The organism is Terrabacter sp. R4-6, from assembly GCF_057529065.1.
Genome location: NZ_CP197224.1, coordinates 2,265,899 through 2,290,034 on the forward strand (window position 1 = coordinate 2,265,899; position 24,136 = coordinate 2,290,034).

General features: G+C 70.5%; 23 protein-coding genes. 10 read left to right on the forward strand and 13 right to left on the reverse strand.

Features of this window, described 5'->3' with window-relative positions; all coding sequences use genetic code 11:
* Positions 1-164: 164 nt before the first annotated feature.
* From trxB to ACSSS0_RS10665, 3 genes are all read left to right on the forward strand, one after another.
* Positions 165-1,220 carry a thioredoxin-disulfide reductase gene (trxB, locus tag ACSSS0_RS10655; RefSeq protein WP_487231130.1) on the forward strand — a complete coding sequence of 352 codons (1,056 nt, stop codon included), beginning with the start codon at positions 165-167 and terminating at the stop codon, positions 1,218-1,220.
* A 77-nt stretch (positions 1,221-1,297) separates the two neighbouring features.
* Positions 1,298-1,621, forward strand: coding sequence for a thioredoxin (gene trxA, locus ACSSS0_RS10660; protein ID WP_142180546.1), 324 nt, complete (start codon positions 1,298-1,300; stop codon positions 1,619-1,621).
* A 139-nt stretch (positions 1,622-1,760) separates the two neighbouring features.
* Positions 1,761-2,978 carry an N-acetylmuramoyl-L-alanine amidase gene (locus ACSSS0_RS10665; protein WP_487231131.1) on the forward strand — a complete coding sequence of 406 codons (1,218 nt, stop codon included), beginning with the start codon at positions 1,761-1,763 and terminating at the stop codon, positions 2,976-2,978.
* A gap of 27 nt (positions 2,979-3,005) precedes the next feature.
* Here ACSSS0_RS10665 and ACSSS0_RS10670 read toward each other — a convergent pair whose 3' ends face one another.
* Positions 3,006-3,662, reverse strand: a complete 657-nt coding sequence (locus tag ACSSS0_RS10670; protein WP_487231132.1) for a GNAT family N-acetyltransferase — start codon at positions 3,660-3,662, stop codon at positions 3,006-3,008.
* 212 nt (positions 3,663-3,874) lie between these two features.
* On the opposite strand from ACSSS0_RS10670, the gene ACSSS0_RS10675 reads away from it, so the two are divergent.
* Entirely contained in the window at positions 3,875-4,897 is a 1,023-nt protein-coding gene (locus ACSSS0_RS10675) for a glutathione S-transferase family protein (protein ID WP_487231133.1), read from the forward strand.
* Between the two features lie 68 nt (positions 4,898-4,965).
* Here ACSSS0_RS10675 and ACSSS0_RS10680 read toward each other — a convergent pair whose 3' ends face one another.
* Entirely contained in the window at positions 4,966-5,790 is an 825-nt protein-coding gene (locus ACSSS0_RS10680; protein ID WP_487231134.1) for an alpha/beta fold hydrolase, read from the reverse strand.
* Positions 5,791-5,893: 103 nt separating this feature from the next.
* A complete protein-coding gene (locus ACSSS0_RS10685) occupies positions 5,894-6,787 on the reverse strand; it encodes a metallophosphoesterase (protein WP_487231135.1) in 894 nt (297 codons plus the stop codon).
* Between the two features lie 120 nt (positions 6,788-6,907).
* Here ACSSS0_RS10685 and ACSSS0_RS10690 point away from each other — a divergent pair, with 120 nt between their 5' ends.
* Complete coding sequence (locus ACSSS0_RS10690) at positions 6,908-7,309, forward strand: nitroreductase family deazaflavin-dependent oxidoreductase (protein WP_487231136.1); 402 nt, start codon at positions 6,908-6,910, stop codon at positions 7,307-7,309.
* Between the two features lie 15 nt (positions 7,310-7,324).
* Here ACSSS0_RS10690 and ACSSS0_RS10695 read toward each other — a convergent pair whose 3' ends face one another.
* A complete protein-coding gene (locus tag ACSSS0_RS10695) occupies positions 7,325-8,185 on the reverse strand; it encodes an Fpg/Nei family DNA glycosylase (RefSeq protein ID WP_487231137.1) in 861 nt (286 codons plus the stop codon).
* Positions 8,186-8,361: 176 nt separating this feature from the next.
* Between ACSSS0_RS10695 and ACSSS0_RS10700 the strand changes: the two genes are divergently transcribed.
* On the forward strand, positions 8,362-9,801 hold the full coding sequence (locus tag ACSSS0_RS10700) for a hypothetical protein (RefSeq protein ID WP_487231138.1): 1,440 nt from the start codon (positions 8,362-8,364) through the stop codon (positions 9,799-9,801).
* 25 nt (positions 9,802-9,826) lie between these two features.
* Here ACSSS0_RS10700 and ACSSS0_RS10705 read toward each other — a convergent pair whose 3' ends face one another.
* The 8 genes from ACSSS0_RS10705 to rpmH form a co-directional block, all read right to left on the reverse strand.
* The gene (locus ACSSS0_RS10705; protein ID WP_487231139.1) at positions 9,827-10,966 is read right to left on the reverse strand and encodes a ParB/RepB/Spo0J family partition protein; all 1,140 of its coding nucleotides are present in this window, start codon (positions 10,964-10,966) and stop codon (positions 9,827-9,829) included.
* 502 nt (positions 10,967-11,468) lie between these two features.
* A complete protein-coding gene (locus ACSSS0_RS10710) occupies positions 11,469-13,130 on the reverse strand; it encodes a ParA family protein (protein WP_487231140.1) in 1,662 nt (553 codons plus the stop codon).
* Between the two features lie 85 nt (positions 13,131-13,215).
* On the reverse strand, positions 13,216-14,007 hold the full coding sequence (rsmG, locus tag ACSSS0_RS10715) for a 16S rRNA (guanine(527)-N(7))-methyltransferase RsmG (RefSeq protein ID WP_487231141.1): 792 nt from the start codon (positions 14,005-14,007) through the stop codon (positions 13,216-13,218).
* 74 nt (positions 14,008-14,081) lie between these two features.
* Complete coding sequence (locus ACSSS0_RS10720; RefSeq protein WP_487231142.1) at positions 14,082-14,813, reverse strand: Jag family protein; 732 nt, start codon at positions 14,811-14,813, stop codon at positions 14,082-14,084.
* Between the two features lie 97 nt (positions 14,814-14,910).
* Positions 14,911-15,903 (reverse strand): membrane protein insertase YidC, encoded by a 993-nt coding sequence (gene yidC, locus ACSSS0_RS10725; protein ID WP_435983986.1) that lies wholly within the window; start codon positions 15,901-15,903, stop codon positions 14,911-14,913.
* 94 nt (positions 15,904-15,997) lie between these two features.
* Positions 15,998-16,372, reverse strand: a complete 375-nt coding sequence (gene yidD / locus ACSSS0_RS10730) for a membrane protein insertion efficiency factor YidD (protein ID WP_487231143.1) — start codon at positions 16,370-16,372, stop codon at positions 15,998-16,000.
* Complete coding sequence (rnpA, locus tag ACSSS0_RS10735) at positions 16,369-16,719, reverse strand: ribonuclease P protein component (protein ID WP_435983984.1); 351 nt, start codon at positions 16,717-16,719, stop codon at positions 16,369-16,371. Before rnpA ends, yidD begins: the two co-directional genes overlap by 4 nt.
* Positions 16,720-16,737: 18 nt before the next feature.
* Positions 16,738-16,875 carry a 50S ribosomal protein L34 gene (rpmH, locus tag ACSSS0_RS10740; protein WP_020141619.1) on the reverse strand — a complete coding sequence of 46 codons (138 nt, stop codon included), beginning with the start codon at positions 16,873-16,875 and terminating at the stop codon, positions 16,738-16,740.
* 541 nt (positions 16,876-17,416) lie between these two features.
* Here rpmH and dnaA point away from each other — a divergent pair.
* Complete coding sequence (gene dnaA / locus ACSSS0_RS10745) at positions 17,417-19,063, forward strand: chromosomal replication initiator protein DnaA (protein ID WP_487231144.1); 1,647 nt, start codon at positions 17,417-17,419, stop codon at positions 19,061-19,063.
* 68 nt (positions 19,064-19,131) lie between these two features.
* Here the strand turns inward: dnaA and ACSSS0_RS10750 are convergent, their stop codons facing one another.
* Positions 19,132-20,118, reverse strand: coding sequence for an NAD-dependent epimerase/dehydratase family protein (locus ACSSS0_RS10750; protein ID WP_487231145.1), 987 nt, complete (start codon positions 20,116-20,118; stop codon positions 19,132-19,134).
* Between the two features lie 116 nt (positions 20,119-20,234).
* On the opposite strand from ACSSS0_RS10750, the gene ACSSS0_RS10755 reads away from it, so the two are divergent.
* The 3 genes from ACSSS0_RS10755 (at position 20,235) to gnd (ending at position 24,125) form a co-directional block, all read left to right on the forward strand.
* Positions 20,235-21,032, forward strand: a complete 798-nt coding sequence (locus ACSSS0_RS10755) for a TetR/AcrR family transcriptional regulator (RefSeq protein WP_487231146.1) — start codon at positions 20,235-20,237, stop codon at positions 21,030-21,032.
* A gap of 657 nt (positions 21,033-21,689) precedes the next feature.
* The gene (gene dnaN, locus ACSSS0_RS10760; protein WP_028785240.1) at positions 21,690-22,817 is read left to right on the forward strand and encodes a DNA polymerase III subunit beta; all 1,128 of its coding nucleotides are present in this window, start codon (positions 21,690-21,692) and stop codon (positions 22,815-22,817) included.
* A 162-nt stretch (positions 22,818-22,979) separates the two neighbouring features.
* On the forward strand, positions 22,980-24,125 hold the full coding sequence (gene gnd, locus ACSSS0_RS10765) for a phosphogluconate dehydrogenase (NAD(+)-dependent, decarboxylating) (RefSeq protein WP_435983980.1): 1,146 nt from the start codon (positions 22,980-22,982) through the stop codon (positions 24,123-24,125).
* The last annotated feature ends 11 nt before the right edge of the window (positions 24,126-24,136 follow it).

Genomic DNA, 24,136 nt, shown 5'->3' on the forward strand with positions numbered 1-24,136 from the left:
CCCGCCACACGGGCGCTGCCCTGCGGGCTGACGGGCGCGGGAACAACAACCGCCTAGGATCGGTTGAGGCCTATGCGGCTCGCGGCCTCCCGCCGTACCGGTTCGCGCCGGTCTCGGGGCGGGGACGAGCGGCCACGACACGAGTTTCACGAGGAGCAGCCCACATGTCCGACGTCCGCAACGTCATCATCATCGGTTCGGGCCCTGCGGGGTACACCGCCGCCGTCTACGCCGCCCGCGCGAACCTCGCGCCCCTCGTCTTCGAGGGCGCCGTCACCGCCGGTGGCGCACTGATGAACACCACCGAGGTCGAGAACTTCCCCGGCTTCAAGGACGGCATCATGGGCCCCGACCTCATGGACGGCATGCGCGCCCAGGCCGAACGCTTCGGCGCCGAGCTCGTCACCGACGACGTCACCGCCGTCGACCTGACCGGCGAGGTCAAGACCGTCACCGACGGCGAGGGCAACCTCCACCGCGCCCGCTCGGTCATCCTCGCGATGGGCTCGGCCTACCGCGAGCTCGGCCTGCCCCGCGAGAAGGAGCTCTCCGGCCACGGCGTCTCCTGGTGCGCCACCTGCGACGGCTTCTTCTTCCGCGACCAGGACATCGCCGTCGTCGGCGGCGGCGACTCCGCCATCGAGGAGGCGACCTTCCTGACGAAGTTCGCCCGCACCGTCACGATCATCCACCGCCGCGAGGAGCTGCGCGCCAGCAAGATCATGGCCGACCGCGCCTTCGCCAACGACAAGATCCGCTTCGCCTGGAACTCCGAGGTCGCGCAGATCCACGGCGAGGACAAGCTCTCCGGCATCACGCTGCGCGACACCGTCACCGGTGAGACCCGCGACCTCGCCGTCACCGGGCTCTTCGTCGCCATCGGCCACGACCCCCGCAACGAGCTCCTCGTCCACCGCGAGGGCACCGACGGCGAGTCCGTCGCGCTCGACGACGCCGGCTACGTCCTCGTCGACGGCCGCTCCACCCGCACCAACGTGCCGGGCGTCTTCGCCTGCGGCGACCTCGTCGACCACACCTACCGCCAGGCCATCACCGCCGCCGGCTCCGGCTGCGCCGCCGCGCTCGACGCCGAGCACTACCTCGCCGCGCTCGAGGACACCGCCTCCCCCGCCCAGGCTGCCGCCGAGGCCGCGGTCATCGACGAGACGGACTCGGGCGAGATCCCCGACCCGCGCGTCACCGTCGGCGCCGACGCCTAACGTCGGTACCGACACCCGAACGCACGACCCAGCCCCGCCGCCCCTGGCAACCCGAGCCAACACGAGAAGGAATCTCCATGGCACTGAAGAACACGACGGACGCCACCTTCGCCGACGACGTCCTCATGAGCGACAAGCCCGTGCTGGTCGACTTCTGGGCGACGTGGTGCGGCCCGTGCCGCAAGGTCGCTCCGATCCTCGAGGAGATCAACGAGCAGTACGGCGACAAGATCGAGATCGTCAAGCTCGACACCGATGCCAACGTCGACACCGCCGCCCGCTACGGCGTCGTCTCGATCCCCACGCTCAACGTCTACGTCAAGGGCGAGGTCGTCAAGACGATCGTCGGCGCGCACCCGAAGCCGAAGCTGCTCCGCGAGCTCGAGGAGTTCATCGCCTGACCGGCAAACGTCGAAGGGGTGGTCCACCGTCACGGTGCCACCCCTTTCGCGTACTACGCTGCTGACGGCGCCCGACCGCTCCGGACTGACGCACAGCCACCCGCGACCCCTCCGGAGCCCTCCAAGGAAAGGAGCCGAGATGACCCCACAGCAGTCAGTCGTGCTCCGGCGCGGCGACTCCGGCCCGGCCGTGGCCGCCGTGTGCGAGCGGCTCGTCCTCTCGGGCGACCTCCCCGGAGGCTCCGGGCACAGCGACCGCTTCGGTGACCCCGTCTACGACGAGCACGTCGAGCAGGCCGTGAAGTCCTTCCAGCAGCGGCGGGGCCTCATCGTCGACGGCATCGTCGGCCGCTCCACGTATGCCGTCCTCGACGGTGCGCGCTGGGCGCTCGGTGACCGTGTGCTGCGCTACGTCCCCGAGCACTTCGTCGAGGGCGACGACGTCGTGGCCCTGCAGGCCCGCCTCGTCGAGCTCGGCTTCACGCCCGGCAAGGTCGACGGCCTCCACGGCCCGAGCACCGACTCCGCGCTGCGTGCCTTCCAGGCCGCCGTCGGGCTCGTCCCCGACGGCACCGTCGGACCCGAGACGATGCGGGCCTTCGCCGGCCTGCGGCGCTCGGTCAGCGGTGGGTCGGCCAACGCCCTGCGCGAGCGCGAGCAGATCCGGCGCAGTGGCTACAGCCTCAGCGGGCGCACCATCGTGCTCGACCCCGGACACGGCGGCGGCGACTCCGGAGCCCACGGCCTTCGCGGTCTCGTCGAGGGCCGTCTCTCGCTCGACCTCGCGCGTCGCATCGAGGGGCGCCTGTCCGCCCACGGTGTCAGCGTCGTCTTCACCCGCACCGAGGCCACCGACGGCGGCACCGACGAGGAGCGGGCGGCCTTCGCCAACTCCTGCGAGGCCGACCTCGTGCTCTCCCTCCACACCGACCACTCGGTCACCGGCTCGGCCCACGGGGCGGCGACGTACTTCTACGGCCACCCCGACAACGCCGCCCACGCAGACTGGTCGGTCATCGGCGAGAGCTTCGCCGACCTGCTGCTGCGCGAGGTCGTGGCCCGCACCGGACTGACCGACTGCCGCGCGCACGCGCGCACGTGGCCGCTGCTGCGCCGCACCCGGATGCCGGCGGTCCGCCTCGACTTCGGCTACCTCAACCACGACGGCGACGCCGCGGCCCTGTCCAACGCCCAGACGCTCGACCACGTCGCCGAGGCCGTCGTCGTGGCCCTCCAGCGCGTCTACCTCGGCGAGGCCGACACGTCACGCACGGGCGTCCTGCGCCTCGACGACCTCCGCCGCCACCTCGAGACGATGCGCGCGCAGCAGGTCGGGGCCGAGCGCACCGTCGGCTGACCCCGCGGTTCGTGCCCCCTGCGGGGCTCAGCCGCGGTCGGTCACGTGCGCGTGGCTCGAGCCGTTGGGGTGCGTCTCGGGCACCGGCCTGACCCCGGGGACCCGGTCCAGCACCCGCGCGATCGCGGCCGCCGCCTCGTCGCGCAGCGTGACGACCGTGCGCAGGTCGATCCGCAGGCGGGGGTATGCCGGGTGGTCGCGCTCGACCCGGAAGCCGACCTTCTCGAGGAAGCCGACGTCGAGCACGCAGGTGTGCCTCGAGACCGCGAGCGGGCGCGCGGCCACCGCCTCGAGGGAGCGCATGCGGTGGCGCAGGGCGTCCTTGGCGGCCGACTGCACCAGGGCCTTGCGCAGTCCACTGCCCGCGCACTCGGGTGTCGTGATCGCGGTGACGAGCATGAGCGTCGACGGGTCGGACGGTGAGGTCGGGAAGGCCGCGAGCCGTGCGACGTGTCTCGCCGGTGCGACGACGACGTGCCCCGCCGGCGTGCCGTCGACGTAGGCGACGCGGCCCGGCGGACCCCAGTCGGCCGTCACCGTCTCGATCCACTCGGCCAGCAGGTCGTGCGGGTCGTCCGGGTCGCCGTGGCCGTTGTGCGGCACCGTCTGCCAGAACGTGCACGGCGCGCACGCGCCGACGAGGTCGGGGACGAGGTCGGGCGTGAGGGGCCGGAGCTCACGCATCGCGTCTCCGGGCAGCCCTCATGCCCCCATTCTGACCCGCCGCCCGCCGGACGGCACCAGGACCACGGGAACCGCCGTGTCGAGGCCGTGTCGCGACCGTGTCGAGGCCGTGTCGCGACCGTGTCGCGACCGTGTCTGGGCGGTGTCGAGGGGCGCGGGGCGGCGGCGGGCGCTCCCCGGGCCGGACGGCATACCGAATTAGGGTGGGGAGCATGAGCGAGCCGGGCACCTATGTCGAGAAGAGCTTCAAGCGCGACACGAACTACATCACCACCCGCATCACCGCGGACGGACGCGACGGCTTCCCCGTCGAGGCGGGGCGCTACCGTCTCGTCGTCGCCCGGGCGTGCCCGTGGGCCAACCGCGCGATCATCGTGCGCCGGCTGCTCGGGCTCGAGGACGCACTGTCGATGGGGATCTGCGGCCCGACGCACGACCGGCGCAGCTGGACCTTCGACCTCGATCCGGGCGGCCTCGACCCGGTGCTGCAGATCCCCCGCATCCAGGACGCCTACTTCAAGCGCGACCCCGAATACCCCCGTGGCATCACGGTGCCCGCGATCGTGGACGTGCCGACCGGTGCTGTCGTGACGAACGACTTCAAGCAGATCACCGTCGACCTCGAGACCGAGTGGCGCGACCTCCACCGGGAGGGCGCGCCGGACCTCTACCCCGATGCCCTCGCCGACGAGATCGAGTCGGTCAGCGAGCCGATCTACCGCTACGTCAACAACGGTGTCTACCGCTGCGGCTTCGCCGGCACCCAGGATGCCTACGACAAGGCCTACCGCCGGCTGTGGGAGAACCTCGACCTGCTCGAGGAGCGCCTGTCGACCCGTCGCTACCTCGTGGGCGACCACATCACCGAGGCCGACGTGCGCCTCTTCACGACGCTCGTGCGCTTCGACCCCGTCTACCACGGCCACTTCAAGTGCAACCGGAGCAAGCTCATCGAGATGCCGGCGCTGTGGGGCTACGCGCGCGACCTCTTCCAGACGCCGGGCTTCGGCGACACCGTCGACTTCGCGCACATCAAGCGGCACTACTACGTCGTGCACACCGACGTGAACCCGACGGGCGTCGTGCCCCTCGGTCCCGCGCTCGAGAACTGGGCGACGCCGCACGGACGCGAGGAGCTGGGCGGGTCGCCGTTCGGCGACGGCACGCCGCCGGGACCGCCCCGCGAGGTGGTGCCGCCGGAGCACAACCCCGTGCTCGCGATGCTGGCCGGCTGACCAGCCGGCACGTGCCGTATGCCGGTGGGTTGCCTTGTCACGCAAGGCGACCCACCGGCATACGTGCTTCAGGCGCGGTAGAACTCCACGAGGACCGGAGCGAGCACGTCCGCGTGCACCTGGTGGAAGTCGCCGGGGAGCTCGACCGCGCGGCCATTGGGCAGCGCGTCGGCGAGGACGGCTGCCGAGTCGTGCAGCGCCGGCATCATCGTCCCGCTGCTGCAGATCGACAGGAAGGGCACGGTCACGCGGCGCAGGGTCTCGGTGGGCAGGCTCTGGTCGTCGCCACCGAGGCAGTAGCCGTCGTACTTGACCGTGTAGGTCATCGCCAGCATCGGCTCCCACATCGGCGTGCCCTTCATGCCCTCGACCATCTCGTCGGGCATGCCGACGACGATGTTGTTGAAGTAGCGCAGGATGCCCTCGCGGTCACCCGCCTCCTCGAAGCGCTCGAGGGTGCCGATGTAGTCGTCCGGAGCCGGCCACGCGTCGCTGCGGTAGGGCACCTCGATGGCCGCCCCCTTCGCGATGGGCGTCCCGGCTGCGATGGCCTCGATGACGAGGGCGCCACCGGAGGATGCACCGAACGCGTAGGCAGGAGAGCCGGATTCACCTGTCGCGGCGATGACGGCCGTGAGGTCCTCGATCTCGCGGGCGACGACGTCCCGGCGCTGAGCGCCGGCTCCGGGCTGGGTGTCGCCGCTGTCGCCACGGCCCCGACGGTCGTACGTCACGCCCGTCATCCCCAGCTCGCCGAGCGCCTGGGCGACGTCGCGGAACGCCCCCCGGTCACAGAACGCGCCGCCGACGACGACCGCGACCGGTCCCGTGCCGTAGGCCTCGTAGGCGATGGTGGTGCCGTCGGCCGATGTGGCCTTCTCGAGCTGGCTCATGGGTGACTCCTCGGTGTGCGCGGCCCGCCTGTCGGGCCCTCACCTCCATGTCGATCGGGGAGCCCCCGACTCGACACTTCGATTGTCGAAGTGTCTGCCCGAGTCACGTGCGCTTCCGGGAGAAGACCTCACGCCGGTCGCTCTCCGGCACCGTCTCCATGAACTCCGTGACCGCCTCCGACAGCGCGGGCCACGTCGTGTGCTGCTCGACCGGCACGACGGTGGCGACGACCTGGTCGGCGTGCACCTCGACGAGGTTCCACGACTGGGGGCCGTCGACACCCATGAGCAGCTCACGCGGGGCTCCCACGTCGTCGACGTAGCTGACGCCGCCGGCGACGAGGACCGGGACCGAGCCGAGCGTGCCGAAGCTCGTCACGTGGAGGTGGCCACTGAGGACCGCACGGACGTCGCCGCCCTCGACGATCCCACGCAGTCGGTCCACGTCGTCGAAGTCGAGCAGCTGCATGACCGGGGAGCGGTAGGTGATGGGCGCGTGGTGGATGACGAGAATCGTGCCGTGCTCGGCTGGTGCGGCGAGTTCCCCTGCCAGCCAGTCATACTGGTCGTCGGAGAACCCGCCGTGGTGAAAGCCCGGCACTGCGGAGTCGATCGCGATGATGCGCAGTCCGTGGCAGTCGGTGACGGTGTCCTGCGGCGCGTCGGTGTCGATGCCGTAGAGCGTGCGGGCCATCGGCCGGCGCTCGTCGTGGTTGCCGCCGGTCAGGACGAGCGCGCAGCCGAGGCGCTCGACGACGGGGTCGACGACGGCGCGCAGCAGGTCGTACGCCGCGGGGTCGCCGCTGTCGGCGAGGTCACCCGAGATGACGAGCGCGTCGATCCGCTCCCCCGACGACTCGACGCGCGCCAGGGCCCTGCGCAGCTGCGCCTCCGTGTCGATGTGCCCGGCGAGCAGGCCGGCGCCGGCGATGAGGTGCGGGTCGGACAGGTGGGCGAGCACGTGGGTCGGCGCGGGCCGTGATCCGGTGAGGGCCATGGCGCCAGCCTAGGCGGGGACGTGAGCCGGCCGGGTCACCCGGTTGAGGGGCTCGGGGGGTCGTGGCGTTCCGGGGTGCCGGCGTGCGTCTGCGGTGCGAGGCTGGAGGCGGAGGTCCCGATGCCGATTCCCCGTGCCGTCACGCAGCTGAAGAAGAGATACCTCAACAAGGCTCTCGTCCATCTCGCCGGCCATGGATGGTTCGTCGAGCTCGAGCACGTCGGGCGCCGCTCCGGACGCACCTTCCGGGTGCCGATCATGGCCTTCGACCGGGGCGACGTCGTGACGATCGCCCTGACCTACGGACGAGGGGTCGACTGGCTCGCCAACCTGCGAGCCGCTCGTGGCGGACGGATGCGGGTGCGCCACGAGGTCCTGACCCTGGGTGCACCGGTCGACCTCACGGAGGACGAGGGCCACTCCCGGATGCCGCAGCCACCACGGCTGATGCTGCCTGTCCTCGGCTGCCACGACTACGTCGAGATCCCCGTGCTGGCCCGTGAGCCGTTCACCGGCTGGTGAGTCGTGCCGCGGAGCTCAGTGCCGCACCTGGCACGCCGGGCACCAGTAGAGTCGTCTTCCGGCAATCTCCTTCTCCTGCAAGGGATTCGAGCATCTCGGGCAGGGTTCACCAGTGTGCTTGTAGACGAGGAACCGCCGCTCAAAGGTGTCCCCGAGCCGCTCTCCGGTCAGACGTCGGCTGATCGTTCGTGCCCGTCCCGAGCGCCTGGCCCGGGCGGCGGCCTCCACCTGGTCCGGCATGGTGATGATCTGCGAGAACGCACGACCGAGGGGCATGAGGAGCACGAGGTCGTCCCAGATCTCACGCCAGACCTGCTCCGACACGTCGAGGCCGCGGGTGAGGGGGTCCACGGCGAGGCGATGGAGGACCTCGCAGCGGTAGACGTTTCCGACGCCTGCCACGACGGACTGGTCCATGAGCAGCTCCGCCACCGTGCGCCGGCTCCGGTGGACCCGCTCCCACCCCGGCTCCGGTCGCTGTCCGCGCCGCAGGGGGTCCGGCCCGAGCGTCGCGACGATCTCACGCTGGCGTGCGTCGTCGACCAGGGTGCAGATCATCGGCCCGCGGAGGTCGGCCCAGTGCTCGGGGCCCACGAGGCGCAGCCGAACAGCTCCCACGGGCGCCGGCGGCACGGCTCCGTCGAGATGTTTCACGGGAAACATCCCGATCAGGCCGAGGTGGACGTGCAGCGTGGCGTCTCCGATGTCGACGAAGAGGTGCTTGCCCCAGGCCTGGGCCCGCTCGAACACGCGTCCGTCCAGACGCTCTGCGTCGGCCGCGAACCGGCCCTGGGGGCTCGTGGCCTCGACTGCATGGCCCCGGAAGGCTCGGTCGAGGCGATCGGCGAGCGCGTGGATGGTGTGACCCTCGGGCATCCTCGTCCTCTCTGTGCACCCTGTGCCTCGATCCTGCAGGACGTACCCGATCCGCGACGCACCGGGTCCTCGCACCGACGTGCCAGAGACCGCGCAGGTCTCGGGGTTACCGTGGGGGCGGAGCACAGTCAGGGGCTGCGAACGCCTGACCGACTCGAACGGACCCGGGGAGCCGCATGACCGACACCGCGCACGTCGAGGTGGAGTCCGCCGTGCGCAGACGGCCGCCGTGGGTCACTCGCCGCGCCGTGCCGGAGTGGCTCGTGGTCCTGGCGGCTCTGGGGCTCGCGCTCGTCGTGACCGGGGCCGTGCTGCAGGTGGCCCACCCGTTCATCCGCCACGACGACTGGCCGTTCACCTTGGCCAGGCGTGAGCCGGGGTCGGCGGCGCAGTTCAGCCGCAACCTCTACGAGGGGCGCTGGCTCAACACGGTCTACTGGTACGTCATCGGGCAACGGACCTCGATCGTCGTGGCTTCCACCGTCTTCGTCGTGGCCTACTCAGCCTTCGTGTGGGGCTTCGTGCGCGCCCTGGCCCCGCCGAACCGGCTCTCGACGTTCGTCCTGACGTTCGCCGTCTTCGTGTCGGCGATCTGGGTCCGTCTCGTCTACTGGCCCGGGACCCTCTCGGCCTCGATGATCGTCGCCGCCACAGCGGTGTGGACGCTCCCCTGGGCCCGGAGGCGCCGCTGGACGCTCGCCGTGTGGATGCTGCTCTCCGTCGTCCTGGCGGTCCTCTCCTACCCTCCCGTGGCGGCACTCGTCTTCCTGACGTTCGTCGTGACGGAGCTCGACCGGTCGGTGCGACGCCTCCTCGTCGGTGCGGCCGGTTTCGTCGCGGCGTACGGCGTCGGCATCCTGACGGTCTACGCCTTCAACTGGCTCGCGTTCGGCACGTTCGGCCTGACCATCTCGGCCTGGCGTCGACCGAACCCCCTCGAGAGTCTCGACGACCTCGTGACCAACCTCGCGCGCTACGGCACCCAGTTCGCCTCCCTCATGGGACTCCTCGGGTGGGCGGCCGTGGTCGCGGTCGTCTGCCTCGTCTGGGCGCTCGTCGACGCCTCGACGCGGCGGGCGGCCGTGGTCGTGCTCGGCGCCGTCCTCCTCGTCGTCGGACTCGAGGCCGGCCTCACGATCTACTCCGGCGTCGTCACGGGGACGAGGGCATCGCTCTGGGCGTGGCCCGCGGTCTGCATGCCGGCAGCATTGCTGCTCAAGGGAATTCGGCCGTCACGGATCGCGGGCGTTGTGGCTCTCGCGATCATCGCCGTCGTCGGCGTGCTCTCCTGGCGCACCGACCTCGGCGAGCACCGAGCGACACGAGACCAGTACGACGTCATCGTCAGCGACACGGCAGCCGTGGCGGGTCAGCACCCGGACGACGCGGTGGTCATGTGGATGGAGCCTCGCTGGAAGGCAACGGCCCAGGGGACGATGACGGCGGTCACGGTCCGGTCGATGCTCTACGACCAGCAGGGCCTCTACCCGCGGTGGTGCGCTCCGGCCGAGTGCGCGGCGATCGCCCGGGCGGTGCAGCAGGATCCCCACGCCGATGTCCTCCGCGTCGACGGCCTCACGGTCGTGCGCATCCCGCGGCCGCCGGCCTGGCTCTGACGGCAGCCTGCGGCGAGCGGGCTCGTCATTCCCGCGACGGGGACGACATGCCCATGAGGCCGAGGATGCGGCGCAGGTCCTCCATCGAGGCGAACTCGACGGTGATCTTGCCCTTGCGCTGGCCCAGGGCGATGGCGACCCGGGTCTCGAGGTGGTCCGAGAGCCCGGACGTGAAGTCGTCGAGCTGCGGGTGGCGGCTTCCCGCACGCGGGCGTCGGGGCTTGGGGGCATCGTTGCCCTCACCGAGGGCAACGAGCTCCTCGACGTTGCGCACCGACAGGCCCTCGGCCACGATGCGCTGAGCCATCCGCTCCATCGCGGCGCCGTCAGCCATGCCCAGCAGGGCACGTGCGTGTCCAGCGCTCAGCACTCCGGCTGCGAGGCGGCGCTGGACGAGCGGTGGGAGCTTCAGCAGGCGCAGGGTGTTGGAGATCTGGGGTCGCGAGCGACCGATGCGCGTCGCGAGCTGCTCGTGCGAGCACCCGAAGTCGTCGAGCAGCTGCTGGTACGCCGCAGCCTCCTCGAGCGGGTTGAGCTGGCTGCGGTGGAGGTTCTCCAGGAGCGCGTCGCGCAGCAGGTCGTCGTCGCTCGTGTCCTTGATGATGGCCGGGATGACACCGAGGTCGGCCGCCTGCGACGCTCGCCAGCGACGCTCGCCCATGATGAGCTCGAAGGTCTTGCCCTCGGCCTCGTCGAGCTGGTCGGCGGGGATGCGCCGCACGACGATGGGCTGCAGCACACCGATCTCACGGATCGAGTGGACGAGCTCGGCCATGTGGTCCTCGTCGAAGACCGTGCGCGGCTGCTTCGGGTTCGGACGGATCGACTCGATGTCGAGCTCGGCGAACTCGGCGCCCGGGACGACAGCCAGTCCGCTGCTCGTCGTCGCGGCAGCAGGCTCGACCGAGCCGGCCGAGCCGGCCGAATCGACCGAAGGGGCCGAGTCGACGGCAGCCTCAGGCGTGCTCGCGCCGCCATGGTCCGTCGGAGCGGACGGTGTGGCCGGGGCGGTCGGGCCGCTACCGTGCGCGGCGCCGGCCACGGCGGGCTCTGCCTGCTTCTGCTCGGTGAAGAAGACGTCAACGGGTCGACCCGCGCCTCCGCTCGGCGCGCTCGGGATGAGTGCCCCGAGGCCTCGACCCAGTGCTCGACGCTTCTCCGCCATTCGACAACCCCTCGTCATCTCCGACGCGGCCATCGCGTCCGTCGGTCAGTCTAGGTGCTGGCGAGCGGCGAGCTTGCGCACCCGGCGCCATGTCGCGCCGCATCGTGGGGCGTCAGCGGCTCACGTTTCACGTGGAACGCTGCCGGTGTCGGTATGGACACGACGTTTCACGTGGAACATTCGGCCTCGTCGCGTGCCTGTGGGTGCCCTTCGAGCCTCTGGGTGCGACGTCAGCCGCTAGACGATCTTCGGACCCCCGGCCGTCACCGACGCTCGATTGAGTTGCACGTGAAACGACCCGTACAGTCGAGCGGCGCTCCTGGCAGGTGCGCTGTGACCACCACGTCACGTCCTCGTTTCACGTGAAACACGTCCGCACGAATCGCGCCGCTCCTCTCCCTGTGGACGCGTCTGGACCCGCGCGAGGCGATCCGTGCGTTTCACGTGAAACGAGGCCGCCACCCGATGGTGACGGCCCCGCGAGAAGATGGTGTCCGGTCCGTCAGGTGCGACCCGCCGCGCCACGGTCAGCGATCTCCCCCGCCGCCTCGAGGTAGGCGAGAGCGCCGCTGCTCGCCGGGTCGTAGGTCATGACGGTCTCACCGAAGCTCGGCGCCTCCGACACCCGGACCGAGCGCGGCACCGAGGTGCGCAGGACCTCCGTGGGGAAGTGCTCGCGCACCTCGTCGGCGACCTGAGCCGAAAGGCGAGTGCGGCCGTCGTACATCGTCAGCAGGATCGTGGAGACGTGGAGCGCCGGGTTGAGGTGGAGCCTGACGAGGTCGATGTTCTTGAGCAGCTGGGACAGGCCCTCGAGGGCGTAGTACTCGCACTGGATCGGGATGAAGACCTCACTGGCCGCCACCATCGCGTTGACGGTGAGCAGCCCGAGACTGGGCGGGCAGTCGATGAGGATGTAGTCGAACTCGTGCCCCGACTCCGCGGCTGCGGCGATCGCCTTCTGCAGACGCGACTCGCGTGCCACGAGCGACACGAGCTCGATCTCGGCGCCGGCGAGGTCGATCGTGGCCGGCGCGCAGTAGAGGTTCTCGACCGTCGTGCACCGCTGCACCACGTCGAGCAGAGGGGTCCCGTCGACGAGCACGTCGTAGATGGACGGCACCTCGGCGTGATGGTCGATCCCGAGGGCGGTGCTGGCGTTGCCCTGGGGGTCGAGGTCGATGACGAGTGCCTTGAGTCCCGACTGCGCCAGCGCTGCGGCCACGTTGACCGTCGTGGTCGTCTTGCCGACACCGCCCTTCTGGTTGGCCACGGTGAGCACCCGAGGGCCCACCGGCTTCGGGAACGGACGACCCGTCAGCTGGATGCGCCGACGGGCGTTCTCGGCGAGCTCCATCGCCAGGGGCGTGTCCTGACCGGCAGTCGGGATGGCTGCGGCGAGGGCCTCACGATCCGCATGATCTGCCGTGAGCTCCGAGGCGCGCCTGGCTTCGTCCACAACGTTGTCCCCAGCCTCGTTCGCAGTGTTTTCCCGTTCAACGCGGGCATTTCCCGAAGAGTCGTCCACCGCGTTGTCCACAGGTGCGGAAGCCGCATACTGCGCGTCACCGACCTCCGGCAGGCCGGCCTCGGGCGTCGCGCCACCGGCCTCGTCGGACGGCGGGGCCTCACTCGAGGATCCCGCGTCGGAGTCCGCCTCGTCGGTCGGAGCCGGGTCCGAGCTGTCGACCGCCGTCACCATCTCGGCCGGGGGCGGAGCGTCGTCCGCCGGAACCGCGTCATGAGCAGACTCGACCGGGGCGGGCTGCACGCCGGGCGCCTCGGTGTCCGAGACCGTCCCGTCGCCCGTCGGCTCCGCCGGCTCGATTGGAGACTCGAGGCTTGCCGAGGCAGCTCCGCCGTCAGCCGTGGCCTCGAGTCCGTCCTCGGCGTGGACGACGTCGTCAGCGGCCGGCGTCTCCTCGTCGTCCCGTTCCGTCGTGGTGTCCACCGGGGACTCCTCCTCGACGGTGCTGGAGGTGGTCGGCTGCTCCAGCGCAGCTGCTGTCTCGTCCTTGGTCGCCTGCGGGGTCTCGTGACCCGCCTCAGCCTGAGTCGCGTCGTTCGTTTCACGTGAAACGCCCAACATGCGCGCCAGCCACCCGAGACGTCGGTGCTCCGGTCCCGGCTCGGGTTCGCTCGGCCAGCCCAGGTTGGTCGACATCGTCACAGGGAGTGCACCTCCGGGGTTGAGGGACGGCCCGCGACGAGATCTGCGTGGGGCGTCCATCGAAATGGTCTGGACACGATCATGGCTGATGGCGCGGACGCCCGCCCGCTTCCGGGCCGGAGCGTCGCGAACCGCGAGGGCGATCAGCCCGTCGTCGGGCCGATCCGGCGCTGGAAGGCTGGCGAGAGCGGAACCGCCGCCGGTCCACGACCTCACCGACGGTGGCTCGAAGCACGATGGTGGGTTCATCGAGCAGGTCGCCGCCGTACTCGTGCACCTCGGCCTCGACGACGCCGAGACGGGTCAGCGCCGTGCGACCCTCCGCCAGCTCCTCCGCGGCACGGCTCCCCTTGAGAGCGAGCAGGCTGCCGCCCGCCTCGAGCAACGGCAGGGTCCACTCGGCCAGCTGGACGATGCGCGACACCGCCCTGGCCGTGACCCACGGGGCATGGAGCCGGTCCCACATGGTCTCGGCCCGCGCCGTGTGCACCGTGACGTTCGTCAGGCCGAGCTGCGCGACGGTGCCCGAGAGCCACCCGGTGCGCCGGGCGAGCGGCTCGACGAGGTGCAGGTCCAGGTCGGGACGGGCGATGGCCAGAGCCAGGCCGGGGAGGCCGGCACCCGACCCCACGTCGACGACCTGCTGGGCCTCCCCCGTGCGTGGGATCGCCTCGTGGACCACACCGCAGTTGAGCACGTGGCGGTCCCAGAGCCGAGGCGTCTCACGGGGACCGATGAGGCCGTGGCTGATCCCGGTGTCGGCCAGGATCGCCACGAAGTGCTCGGCCAGGTCGAGCCGGTCACCGAAGACGGCGGGCGCGGCTGCCGGGGTGGCGGGCAGCTCCGCCGGGTCGAGAGCATCGTGGGTCACGCGCTCTCACTCCTCGTGGATACCGTCTCGGATGCAGCGGGTCGAGTCCCGTTTCACGTGAAACGGGAGGGTGGTCAGGCAGGCAGGATGACGATGTGCCGGTGCGGGTCAACGCCTTCAGACTCCGAGACGAGACCAGCAGCGGCGACCTCGTCGTGGACGACCTTGCGCTCGAACGCCGTCATCGGCTCGAGTGAACGCTTTGTCCCCGACTCCTGCACCTCGGCGATGGCGACCTTGGCCAGCTCGACGAGCGCGGTGCGGCGCTGCGCGCGGTGGCCCGCGATGTCGAGCATGAGGCGGCTGCGCTCACCGGTCTCGACCTGTACGGCCAGTCGGGTCAGCTCCTGGAGCGCCTCCAGGACCTTGCCGTCGGTGCCGACGAGCCGTCGCGGCACGCGACCCTCGTCCGAGTCGACGATGGCGATGGCGGCGCGGTCGCCATCGACGTCCACGTCGATGTCCCCGTCGAGGTCGGCGATGTCGAGGAGCGTCTCGAGGAAGTCGGCCGCCACCTCGCCCTCACGCTCGAGCTGACGGACGCGCGTCTTCTTGTCGCCCGTCTCGGGCTTGTCGGAGTGGCTGGACTCGCTGGACTCGTCGGCCGTCTCACCGGTCTCGACCGGCTCTGCGTCGCCGGAGTCCTGCGGGGTCTGCGCCTGGCCGGCGGCCTCCGCCGCCGCGGTGTCGTCCACCTGGGTGGGCTCGGGCTGCTCGCGCTGCTCGGGCTGCTCGGTCTGCGGGGGCGTGGTCTCAGCCGATGCGTCGGCGGGCGTCTCGACGTCCGTGGCTTGCGTGTCGCTCATGGAAACTCCTTCGGTCACCGGGGGCAGATCTGTGGACAACTCACGTTTCCGCAGTTCAGAGACCCCAAGGCAGTGTGGACAAGTGTGTGGATGAAGCTCAGCGGCGGTTCTTGGTCGGCTGCGTGCGGGTGCGCTTCTTGCCCTTGGGCTGCTGGCGCTGGCCGGACTTGGGCGCGTCGTCGGGGACCGTCTCGGTCGACTCGAGGCCCGGCACCGTCAGCTCCTGCATGTCCTTGCCCTTGCGCTTCATCCGCTCGCGGCGAGCGCGCTCGGCCTCGGAGCCGGGAGCCGGCATGTTGCGGATGACGTAGAACTGCTGGCCCATGGTCCACAGGTTCGTCGTGAGCCAGTACATCAGGACACCGATGGGGAAGTTGATGCCGGAGATCGCGAAGAAGATCGGCATCAGGTAGAGCAGCACCTTCTGCTGCTTGGCGAACGGGTTGTCCAAGGCAGCTGCAGGCATGTTCTTGCGCATCAGCTGGTACTGGGTCGTGAAGGTGGTGGCCGACATGAGGATGATGAGGACGGCCGTGAGGATCTTGACGTTGAGGCTGGCGCCGGGCGTCAGGAACGAGTCCGACAGCTTGGCTCCGAAGATCGTCGAGCTCTCGATCTGGGCCGCCACCTCGCGGGTGATCGGGCCGATCGCGTCGTGACCGGGCACGCCCTCGGCCTGGGCCTTGAGGTTGTTGAGCAGCTGGAAGAGCGCGAAGAAGAAGGGGCTCTGGATGAGGATCGGCAGACAGCTGCTGAACGGGTTGGTCCCGGTGCGGCGGTAGAGATCCATGATCTCCGCCTGCTGCGCCTTCTGGGACTCCGGGTCGCGCTTGCCCTTGTACTTCTTCTGGATCTTCTGCATCTCGGGCTGGATGAGCTGCATCCGCCGCGAGGAGTGGATCTGCCGCACGAAGAGCGGGATGAGCAGGATCCGGACGACGACGGTGAGGCCGACGATCGACATGGCCCAGGCCCAGCCGGCCAGGTCGCCGTTCAGGCCGATCTTGTCGAAGAGCCAGTGCCAGCCGTACATGACCCAGGCTTCACCGAGCTTGATCGGATAGAGCAGGGTGTTGAAGAAGTCGATCACGTGTTTCCTCTGTGGTCTGGTGGGTCGGCCGGTTCAGCTCGGGCTCGAGGTGTCTGGGCCACTCACCACTGATCGGCAACCATATGCCGGTTGGTCAGGTCGTGGGTTCCCGGTGCGGGACTGCGTGCGGGGGGTGCGCGTCGTGCTGGTGGTCGTGCTCGTCCTCGGCAGGTCCATCGGCAGGTCCAGCGGGGCGGAAGTCCTCGGGCCGCACGTCGTTGCGCGTGGCCCACGTCATCGGAACGGGGTCGACCCCGCCCGGGTTCCACGGGTTGCAGCGGCCGAGCCGGCGGATCGCGAGCCAACCACCACGAACCGGGCCGAACCGGGTGAGCGCGGTGACGGCATACGCCGAACAGCTCGGGTAGAAGCGGCAGCTGGGACCCGAGAGGGGGGAGATGAAACGCTGGTAGAGCTTGACCGCGATCACCAGGGGTGCTGCGAGCACCTGGTTGAGGCGGGCGCTCATGACCGGCACGCCTTCTCGAGCTGGCGTCCGACCGCGAGGTCGAGCTCGTCCCAGGTCGCGTCGGCCGCGGCAGGGTTGGCCCGCACGACGAGGTCGAGACCAGCAGGTATGCCGGTCAGCCGGGTCGCGACGCTGGCGCGCAGCCGGCGCTTGGTCCGGTTGCGCACGACGGCGTTGCCGACGGCCTTGGACACAACAAAACCGACGCGCGGCGGAAGTTCCGCACGCGCATCGGTCCGGTTGGCATGCACGACGATGAGTCGCCCGCCTGCTCTGCTGGCGCCGGGCCCGCGTACTGCCGTCGTGAAGTCCGTCCGCTCACGCAGTCGGTGACGTGCCGGCAGCACGCCGCGGCCTCCGGCTGCTCAGGCCGAGAGCTCGGCGCGGCCCTTGCTGCGGCGGCGGGCGAGGATGGCGCGGCCGGCGCGGGTGCGCATGCGCAGGCGGAAGCCGTGCGTCTTGGCGCGGCGACGGTTGTTCGGCTGGAAGGTGCGCTTGCTCACGAGGTTCTCCGTAGGTTGCAGGGGCCCGTCCGACGTCATGACGACGCCAGCCCGGCTCCCGTTGTGGGGCTAGTGGTGGCCGTTGCGACCGCAATCGGCAAGCCCGTGGAGGGTCGAGATGGTCCGGCTGGGCCGGGCTCGGGGCCATGGGCATGCGAAAGAGGTCGCAGACACGCTCGGTCAACGATACGGGAGCCGCCGAGAGAGGGTCAAACCGACGGAGCCGCGCGGGCGAGGACGCCAAAACCCACGATCCTCGAAGGTCCCGCGGCGATTGCAAGGCGACACGCCGTGAAGCCGAAGATCTGTGGAGGACTCGATTGTCACCAGCGAGCCTGCGGCTGTAGGTTTTCGACTCTCACGATCCTCGCCACCCCATGCACAGGCTGTGGACAAACGTGTGGACAACAGGGCATCGTTCACCAGGACACGGACGGACCCCGTAGGTCCGACCCGGCAGGCTCGAGCCCCGCGCTCGCGCCGAACCGAGCCGGGAACGCAACAGGTGCAACGGAATTGAGTCAGGGGCAGGTGGGATCAGGTGGCCGAGACAGGCGTCGATTACGCGCAGATCTGGCAGCAGACGCTCGGCACCCTCGACTCCGTGGGCCTGTCGAACCAGGAGCGCGCCTTCGTCCGGCTGTGCCGCCTCGTCGGCGTGCTCGACCAGACGGCGCTCGTGCGCGCGCCCAACACGTTCACCAAGGACTTCCTCGAGCAGCGGGTCCGTGAGCAGATCCACGAGGCCCTCGCCAGCCAGCTCGGCCACCCGGTGCAGCTCGCCGTGTCCGTCGACGAGAGCCTCGAGCCCGACCTCGGCGTCATCACCGACGAGCCGAGCGGTCAGGTCCACGACGGCTCGCGCGGTCAGGCGGGCGGTCAGGGTGCCGGTCCTGGCGGAGGCGGCACGTCTGCCGCCGGCAACGGCTCCGGCGTCATCGGTGGCCACCACAACGGTGGCGGCCACGGGCAGACGGCCAACCCGCTGCGCGACCTCGCCGAGAGCGCGCCCGCGCTCAACGGCGCCGACCTCGACGAGCCGCGCCAGCCGGCATACGACGTGCAGACGCGGATGGAGCTCGGTCCCGACCCGCTGAGCGGTGGCGAGAGCGGGCCGCTACGCCTGCAGCAGCGCCCCGAGCCCAGCTCGCCCGGCGACACCCGGCTCAACCCGAAGTACACCTTCGACACCTTCGTCATCGGCGCGAGCAACCGCTTCGCCCACGCGGCGGCCGTCGCGGTCGCCGAGGCCCCGGCCAAGGCGTACAACCCGCTCTTCGTCTACGGCGAGTCCGGGCTGGGCAAGACCCACCTGCTCCACGCGATCGGGCACTACGCCCGCACGATGTTCCCGAACGTCCGCGTGCGCTACGTGAACTCCGAGGAGTTCACCAACGACTTCATCAACAGCATCCGTGACGACAAGGCGAGCGCGTTCCAGAACCGCTACCGCAGTGTCGACGTGCTGCTCATCGACGACATCCAGTTCCTCCAGGGCAAGCTGCAGACGCAGGAGGAGTTCTTCCACACCTTCAACACGCTGCACAACGCGAACAAGCAGATCGTCATCACCAGTGACCTGCCGCCGCGTGAGCTGTCGGGCTTCGAGGACCGGATGCGCACGCGCTTCGAGTCCGGGCTGCTGACCGACGTCCAGCCGCCCGACCTCGAGACCCGCATCGCGATCCTGCGCAAGAAGGCGATCCAGGACCGGATGAAGGTCCCGGACGACGTCCTCGAGTACATCGCGACGAACTTCAGCACGAACATCCGCGAGCTCGAGGGCGCCCTCATCCGCGTCACGGCCTTCAGCAACCTCAACCGCCAGGCGGTCGACCTGCCCCTCGCGGTCATCGTGCTCAAGGACGTGCTGCCCAACGAGACGCCCAACCAGGTGACGGCGGCGACGATCATGGCGGTGACCGCGGCCTACTACGCGGTGACGCTCGAGGACCTCTGCGGTTCGAGCCGCTCGCGCCAGCTCGTGACGGCCCGTCAGATCGCGATGTACCTCTGCCGCGAGATGACCGACCTGAGCCTGCCGAAGATCGGGCAGCACTTCGGCGGCCGTGACCACACGACGGTCATGCACGCCGACCGCAAGATCCGTGAGCTCATGGGTGAGCGCCGCGCCATCTACAACCAGGTCACCGAGCTGACCAACCGGATCCGCCAGCAGTCGCACTGAGCTCCACCCAGCCCCACTGACGTCCGCTGACGCGGCCCGATGGCGTATGCCGTCGGGCCGCGTCGGCGTCAGGCCGCGGCTCCCCCGGAGGCAGTCTTCACAGACCGCCGGGCGGCGATCGTCGCCGCCAGTGCCTCGTCCCAGGGGGTCGGGGCGAGGTCGAAGGTGCGCTGGGTGAGGTCCGAGTCGAGCACGAAGGGCCGCTCGAACTGGTGCCGGGTCTCGCGCAGCTCGCGCATGAAGGGGACGACGAGACCCGCCGCGGTGCCGAGCGGCCGGGGCAGCACGTGTACCCGGCGGTGTGTCACGCCGGCGAGGCGCGCAACGTCGGCGGCGGCCTCGTCGAAGGTGCGGGCGGGAGCGGTGGGCACGTGCCAGGCGCGACCCCAGCCGTCGTCACCGGCGGCGACCCGGGCTGCGAGGCGGCCGACGTCGGGGACGTAGGTCCAGGAGTGCGGCGCGTCGGCGCGGCCCGCTGGCACGACGGGCGGTCGGCCCGTGAGCAGCGCGTCGATGACGACGTCGCCCAGGTAGCTCGTGCGTGGCGTCGTGCCCGGACCGAAGTAGTCGCTCGAGCGCAGCTCGGTGACGCGCAGGCGACCGGCCTCGTGGCGGCCCAGGGCCTCGGTCCACATGTCGGCGCGGATCCGACCCTTGTGTCCGGTCGGGCGCATCGGGTCGTCCTCGTGCATGGGTGCCTCGACCTCGCCGTAGCCGTAGAGGTTGCCGATGATGACGAGTCCGGCGCCGGAGGACTCGGCGGCGGCGAGCGTGGCGGCCGCGACGGGCGGCCAGTCGGTGTCCCACGACATGTAGCTCGGCGGGTTGACGGCGTTGACGATGCTCGCGGCGCCACGAGCCAGGGCGGTCAGGGCGGCTGCGTCGCCCGCGTCGACGGCCACGACCTCGACGGCGTCGGGGTGGGAGTCGTGCCACGGCCGCTCGCTGACACGGCCCGAGCGTGACGCGAGCGTCACCGTGTGGCCGAGCTCCACGAGGGCGGCGGTCGTCGAGCGGCCGACGCCTCCGGCGCCGAGGACGAGGTGGTGGGTCATGGTCTGCTCCTTCGGTCAAGGTGTGAGCACCGCTCACATTTCAATCGTGACATCCCGAGACCACAAAAGCAAGAGCACTGCTCACATTTTCTCCCGACCTGTGGCAGGCTCGACCCATGGACCCGCTCGACATCACGCCCACCGGCCCTCATGGCGACGCTCCTGCCGAGACTCCTGCCGAGACTCGTGCTGACGCCCCGGCCGCGCCGCTGGGCAAGCGCGCCCGCAACCGCCTCGCCGTCGAGGCCGACATCCTGCGGGTCGCCCGCGAGCACCTGGCGACCGACGGCGCAGCCGCCCTCAGCCTGCGCGCGGTCGCCCGCGACCTCGGCATGGTGTCGTCCGGGATCTACCGCTACGTCGAGAGCCGCGACGAACTGCTCACCCGCCTCATCATCGACTCGTACTGGTCGCTCGCCACGGCCGTCCGCTGCGCCCACGACGCCGTCCCCGGTGACGACCTCGAGGCACGGTGGGACGCCATCGGAGGTGCCCTGCGGGCGTGGGCGGTCGACCGACCCCATGACTTCGCCCTCATCTACGGCTCCCCGGTCCCGGACTACGAGGCTCCCGCCGAGCGCACCCCGGAGCCGGGCACCGCCGTCCTCGTGCTCCTCGTCGCCCTGCTCGAGGACGTCCGGCTCGCCGGGCGGCTCGCCGACCCGGACCGTCTCGGCCTGGAGCGGCCGCGCGCCGAGGCCGGCGTCGGGGACATGCTCGAGTCGCCGATGTTCGAGGCGACCGGGCTCGACGCCGTCACCCTGGCCCAGGGACTGGCGGCCTGGACGCTCCTGCTCGGCGCCGTGACGAGCGAGATCTTCGCCCAGCTCGGGCCCGTTCCGGACGGTCAGGCCCTCTTCGAGTCCCTCCTCGCCGTCTCCCGTCGCTGCGTCATCGCGCCCGTTGGTGACTAGTCGCCTCGTTCGGGGACGGCCGCACCTCGCCGGGCACACGGCATACGTCCACATCTGTCCACAGGCTTGTCCACACCTGTGTGCACAGCGTGACCTCCCCGTGACCCGGGGTGCACAGACGCGACGGGATGGGGAACGCCAGAGTTGTCCACCGCCTGTGGACAACTCTGTGGAAGCAGGGGCTCGCGCCGTGCACAGGTGACTAGTCAGCAATCCATTCAAATCGGACATATGCAGACCCGTCTTCCACACGCCTCTGTGGAAACGTGTGGACGACGGGCGTAAAGCTGCGGACAACCCCCGGGCCACCTGTGAGGACGATGTGCACGGGCGAAATCCGTCCACAGGGCGGAGCCGCCCCGTCCGACCTGGCCCCACACGCCGTGCACACCCCCATCGACGGGCTGACCAGCACCGACGTGGGTTGTCCACAGCATCCACAGCACCTATGACTATGACGAGATCCCAGTCATAGAGGGGAGCCCCGACAACGAGGGTCTGTCCTCGCGCCCCGGCCCGGCCTCTGAGGGTCGAAGGACCTGGCGGGGAATCGCGTGATTTCGCCACGTCGGCGATTCGGGGAGTGTCTGTGGTGCCAGTCACCGCCAGGCACTAGTGTCTGAGCCCCAATGTCGTTCCTGTCGAAGTGAGTGCACCGTGAAGTTTCGGGTTGAGCGAGACGTCCTGGCCGAGGCCGTGACCTGGGTGGCCCGTGGGCTCCCGGCGCGCCCGCCGGTTCCGGTGCTCGCGGGCGTGCTCGTCGACGCGAACGAGGACGGCACGCTGACGCTGTCCGCCTTCGACTACGAGGTGTCCGCGCGCATCACCGTGCCGGCCGACGTCGCCGAGGCCGGCCAGGTCCTCGTCCTCGGGCGCCTGCTCGCCGACATCTCGCGCAACCTGCCCAACAAGCCGATCGACGTGAGCACCGACGGGAGCAAGGTCAACGTCGCCTGTGGCTCGTCGCGCTTCGCGCTCCGCGAGATGCCTGTGGCCGACTACCCCACGCTGCCGCTCTCGCCCGAGACGAGCGGCACCATCGCCGGTGACGTCTTCACCCAGGCGGTCGCCCAGGTCTCGATCGCCGCCGACAAGGGCGACACCCTGCCGATCCTCACCGGTGTGCGCATGGAGATCGACGGCGACAAGGTGACGCTCCTCGCGACCGACCGATACCGCCTCGCGATGCGCGAGCTCTCCTGGAGCCCGTCGGCCACCGACGCGAGCCACGTGGCGCTCATCCCGGCCCGTCAGCTCTCCGACACGGCGCGTGCCCTCGGGGCGTCCGGCTCGGTCGAGCTCGCGCTCGGCCAGGGCGGCGACGGCCTCATCGGCTTCGAGGCCGGCCAGCGTCGCGCGACGACGCGCCTGCTCGACGGTGAGTACCCCAAGGTCACCTCGATCTTCCCGACCTCCGTCGACACCGAGGCGGTCGTCGAGACCGCCGCGCTCGAGGAGGCGGTCAAGCGCGTCGCGCTCGTCGCCGAGCGCAACACCCCGGTGCTGCTGAAGTTCACCGACGGCCAGGTCGCCATCGAGGCCGGCACCGGCGACGACGCGCAGGCCTCCGAGGCCGTCGAGGCGACGCTCAACGGGCCCGAGATCCAGATCGCCTTCAACCCCCAGTTCCTCCTCGACGGCCTGCACGCCGTCGGCACGGCGTGGAGCCGGCTGTCCTTCACCCAGCCGAGCCGCCCGGCCGTCCTGACCGGCCAGGCCGAGGCCGACTCCGAGCCCGACACGAGCTACCGCTACGTCCTCATGCCGGTCCGCTTCGCCAGCTGACGACCCACACCTGACGAACCACCTGACGACCCTCCCCGCACCGAGCTCACGCGCCTCCCGGCACCCGGTGCCGTATGCCGCCGGGCTGGCGTAGCCTCGAACCGCGCCACCTGATCCGCCCCGCACGCTTCACGCAGACTCCCCCGCAGAAAGGCTCGCGACATGCAGCTCGGTCTCATCGGTCTCGGCAAGATGGGCGGCAACATGCGCGAGCGGTTGCGTCGCGCGGGTCACGAGGTGGTCGGCTTCGACCGCAACCCCGACGTCGCCGATGTGCGCACCCTGCCCGCCCTCGTCAAGGCCCTGGACGCCCCCCGCGTCGTGTGGGTCATGGTGCCGGCCGGCGACCCGACCCGTGAGACCGTGGCCAAGCTCGCCGACCTGCTCGAGCCGGGCGACCTCGTCATCGACGGCGGCAACTCCCGCTTCACCGACGACTTCGAGAACGCCAAGCTGCTCGGCGAGAAGAAGATCGGCTACGTCGACTGCGGCGTGAGCGGTGGCATCTGGGGCCTCGAGAACGGCTACGGCCTCATGTGCGGCGGTGACAAGAAGTGGGTCACCAAGGCGATGCCGATCTTCGACGCGCTCCGGCCCGAGGGTCCGCGCGAGGAGGGCTTCGTCCACGCCGGCAAGGTCGGCGCCGGGCACTACACGAAGATGGTCCACAACGGCATCGAGTACGGCCTCATGGCCGCGTACGCCGAGGGCTACGAGCTGCTCGAGAAGAAGGACATCGTCACCGACGTCCCCGGCGCCTTCAAGGCGTGGAGCCGCGGCACCGTCGTGCGGTCCTGGCTGCTCGACCTCATGGTCGACGCGCTCGAGGAGAACCCGCACCTCGACGACGTGTCCGACTACACCAACGACTCCGGCGAGGGTCGCTGGACCGTCGAGGAGGCCATCGCCCTCTCGGTGCCGATGCCGGTCATCTCGGCCTCGCTCTTCGCGCGGTTCGCCTCGCGCCAGTCGAGCTCGCCCACGATGCAGGCCGTCGCGGCGCTGCGCGGCCAGTTCGGCGGGCACCAGGTCATGACGATCGCCGAGGGCGAGAAGCTGCGCCAGGGCGACGTGCCGGCGACGGCCAAGCGTTCCGCCCGCAAGGAGTCACCCACGAAGCAGGCCGCCAAGCGCGGATCGGCGAAGAAGGCCAGCGCCAAGGCGGCGTCGACGGCGTCCAAGGCCAACGTCGGTGCCGCGAAGAAGGCGGCCTCCTCGGGACGGGCGTCGTCCACGCAGGCCACCGACATGGCCGACTCCGCGCGCGGCCAGAAGCGCGCGGCGAAGAAGACCGCCAAGAAGGCCTGAGCAGAGCGCCG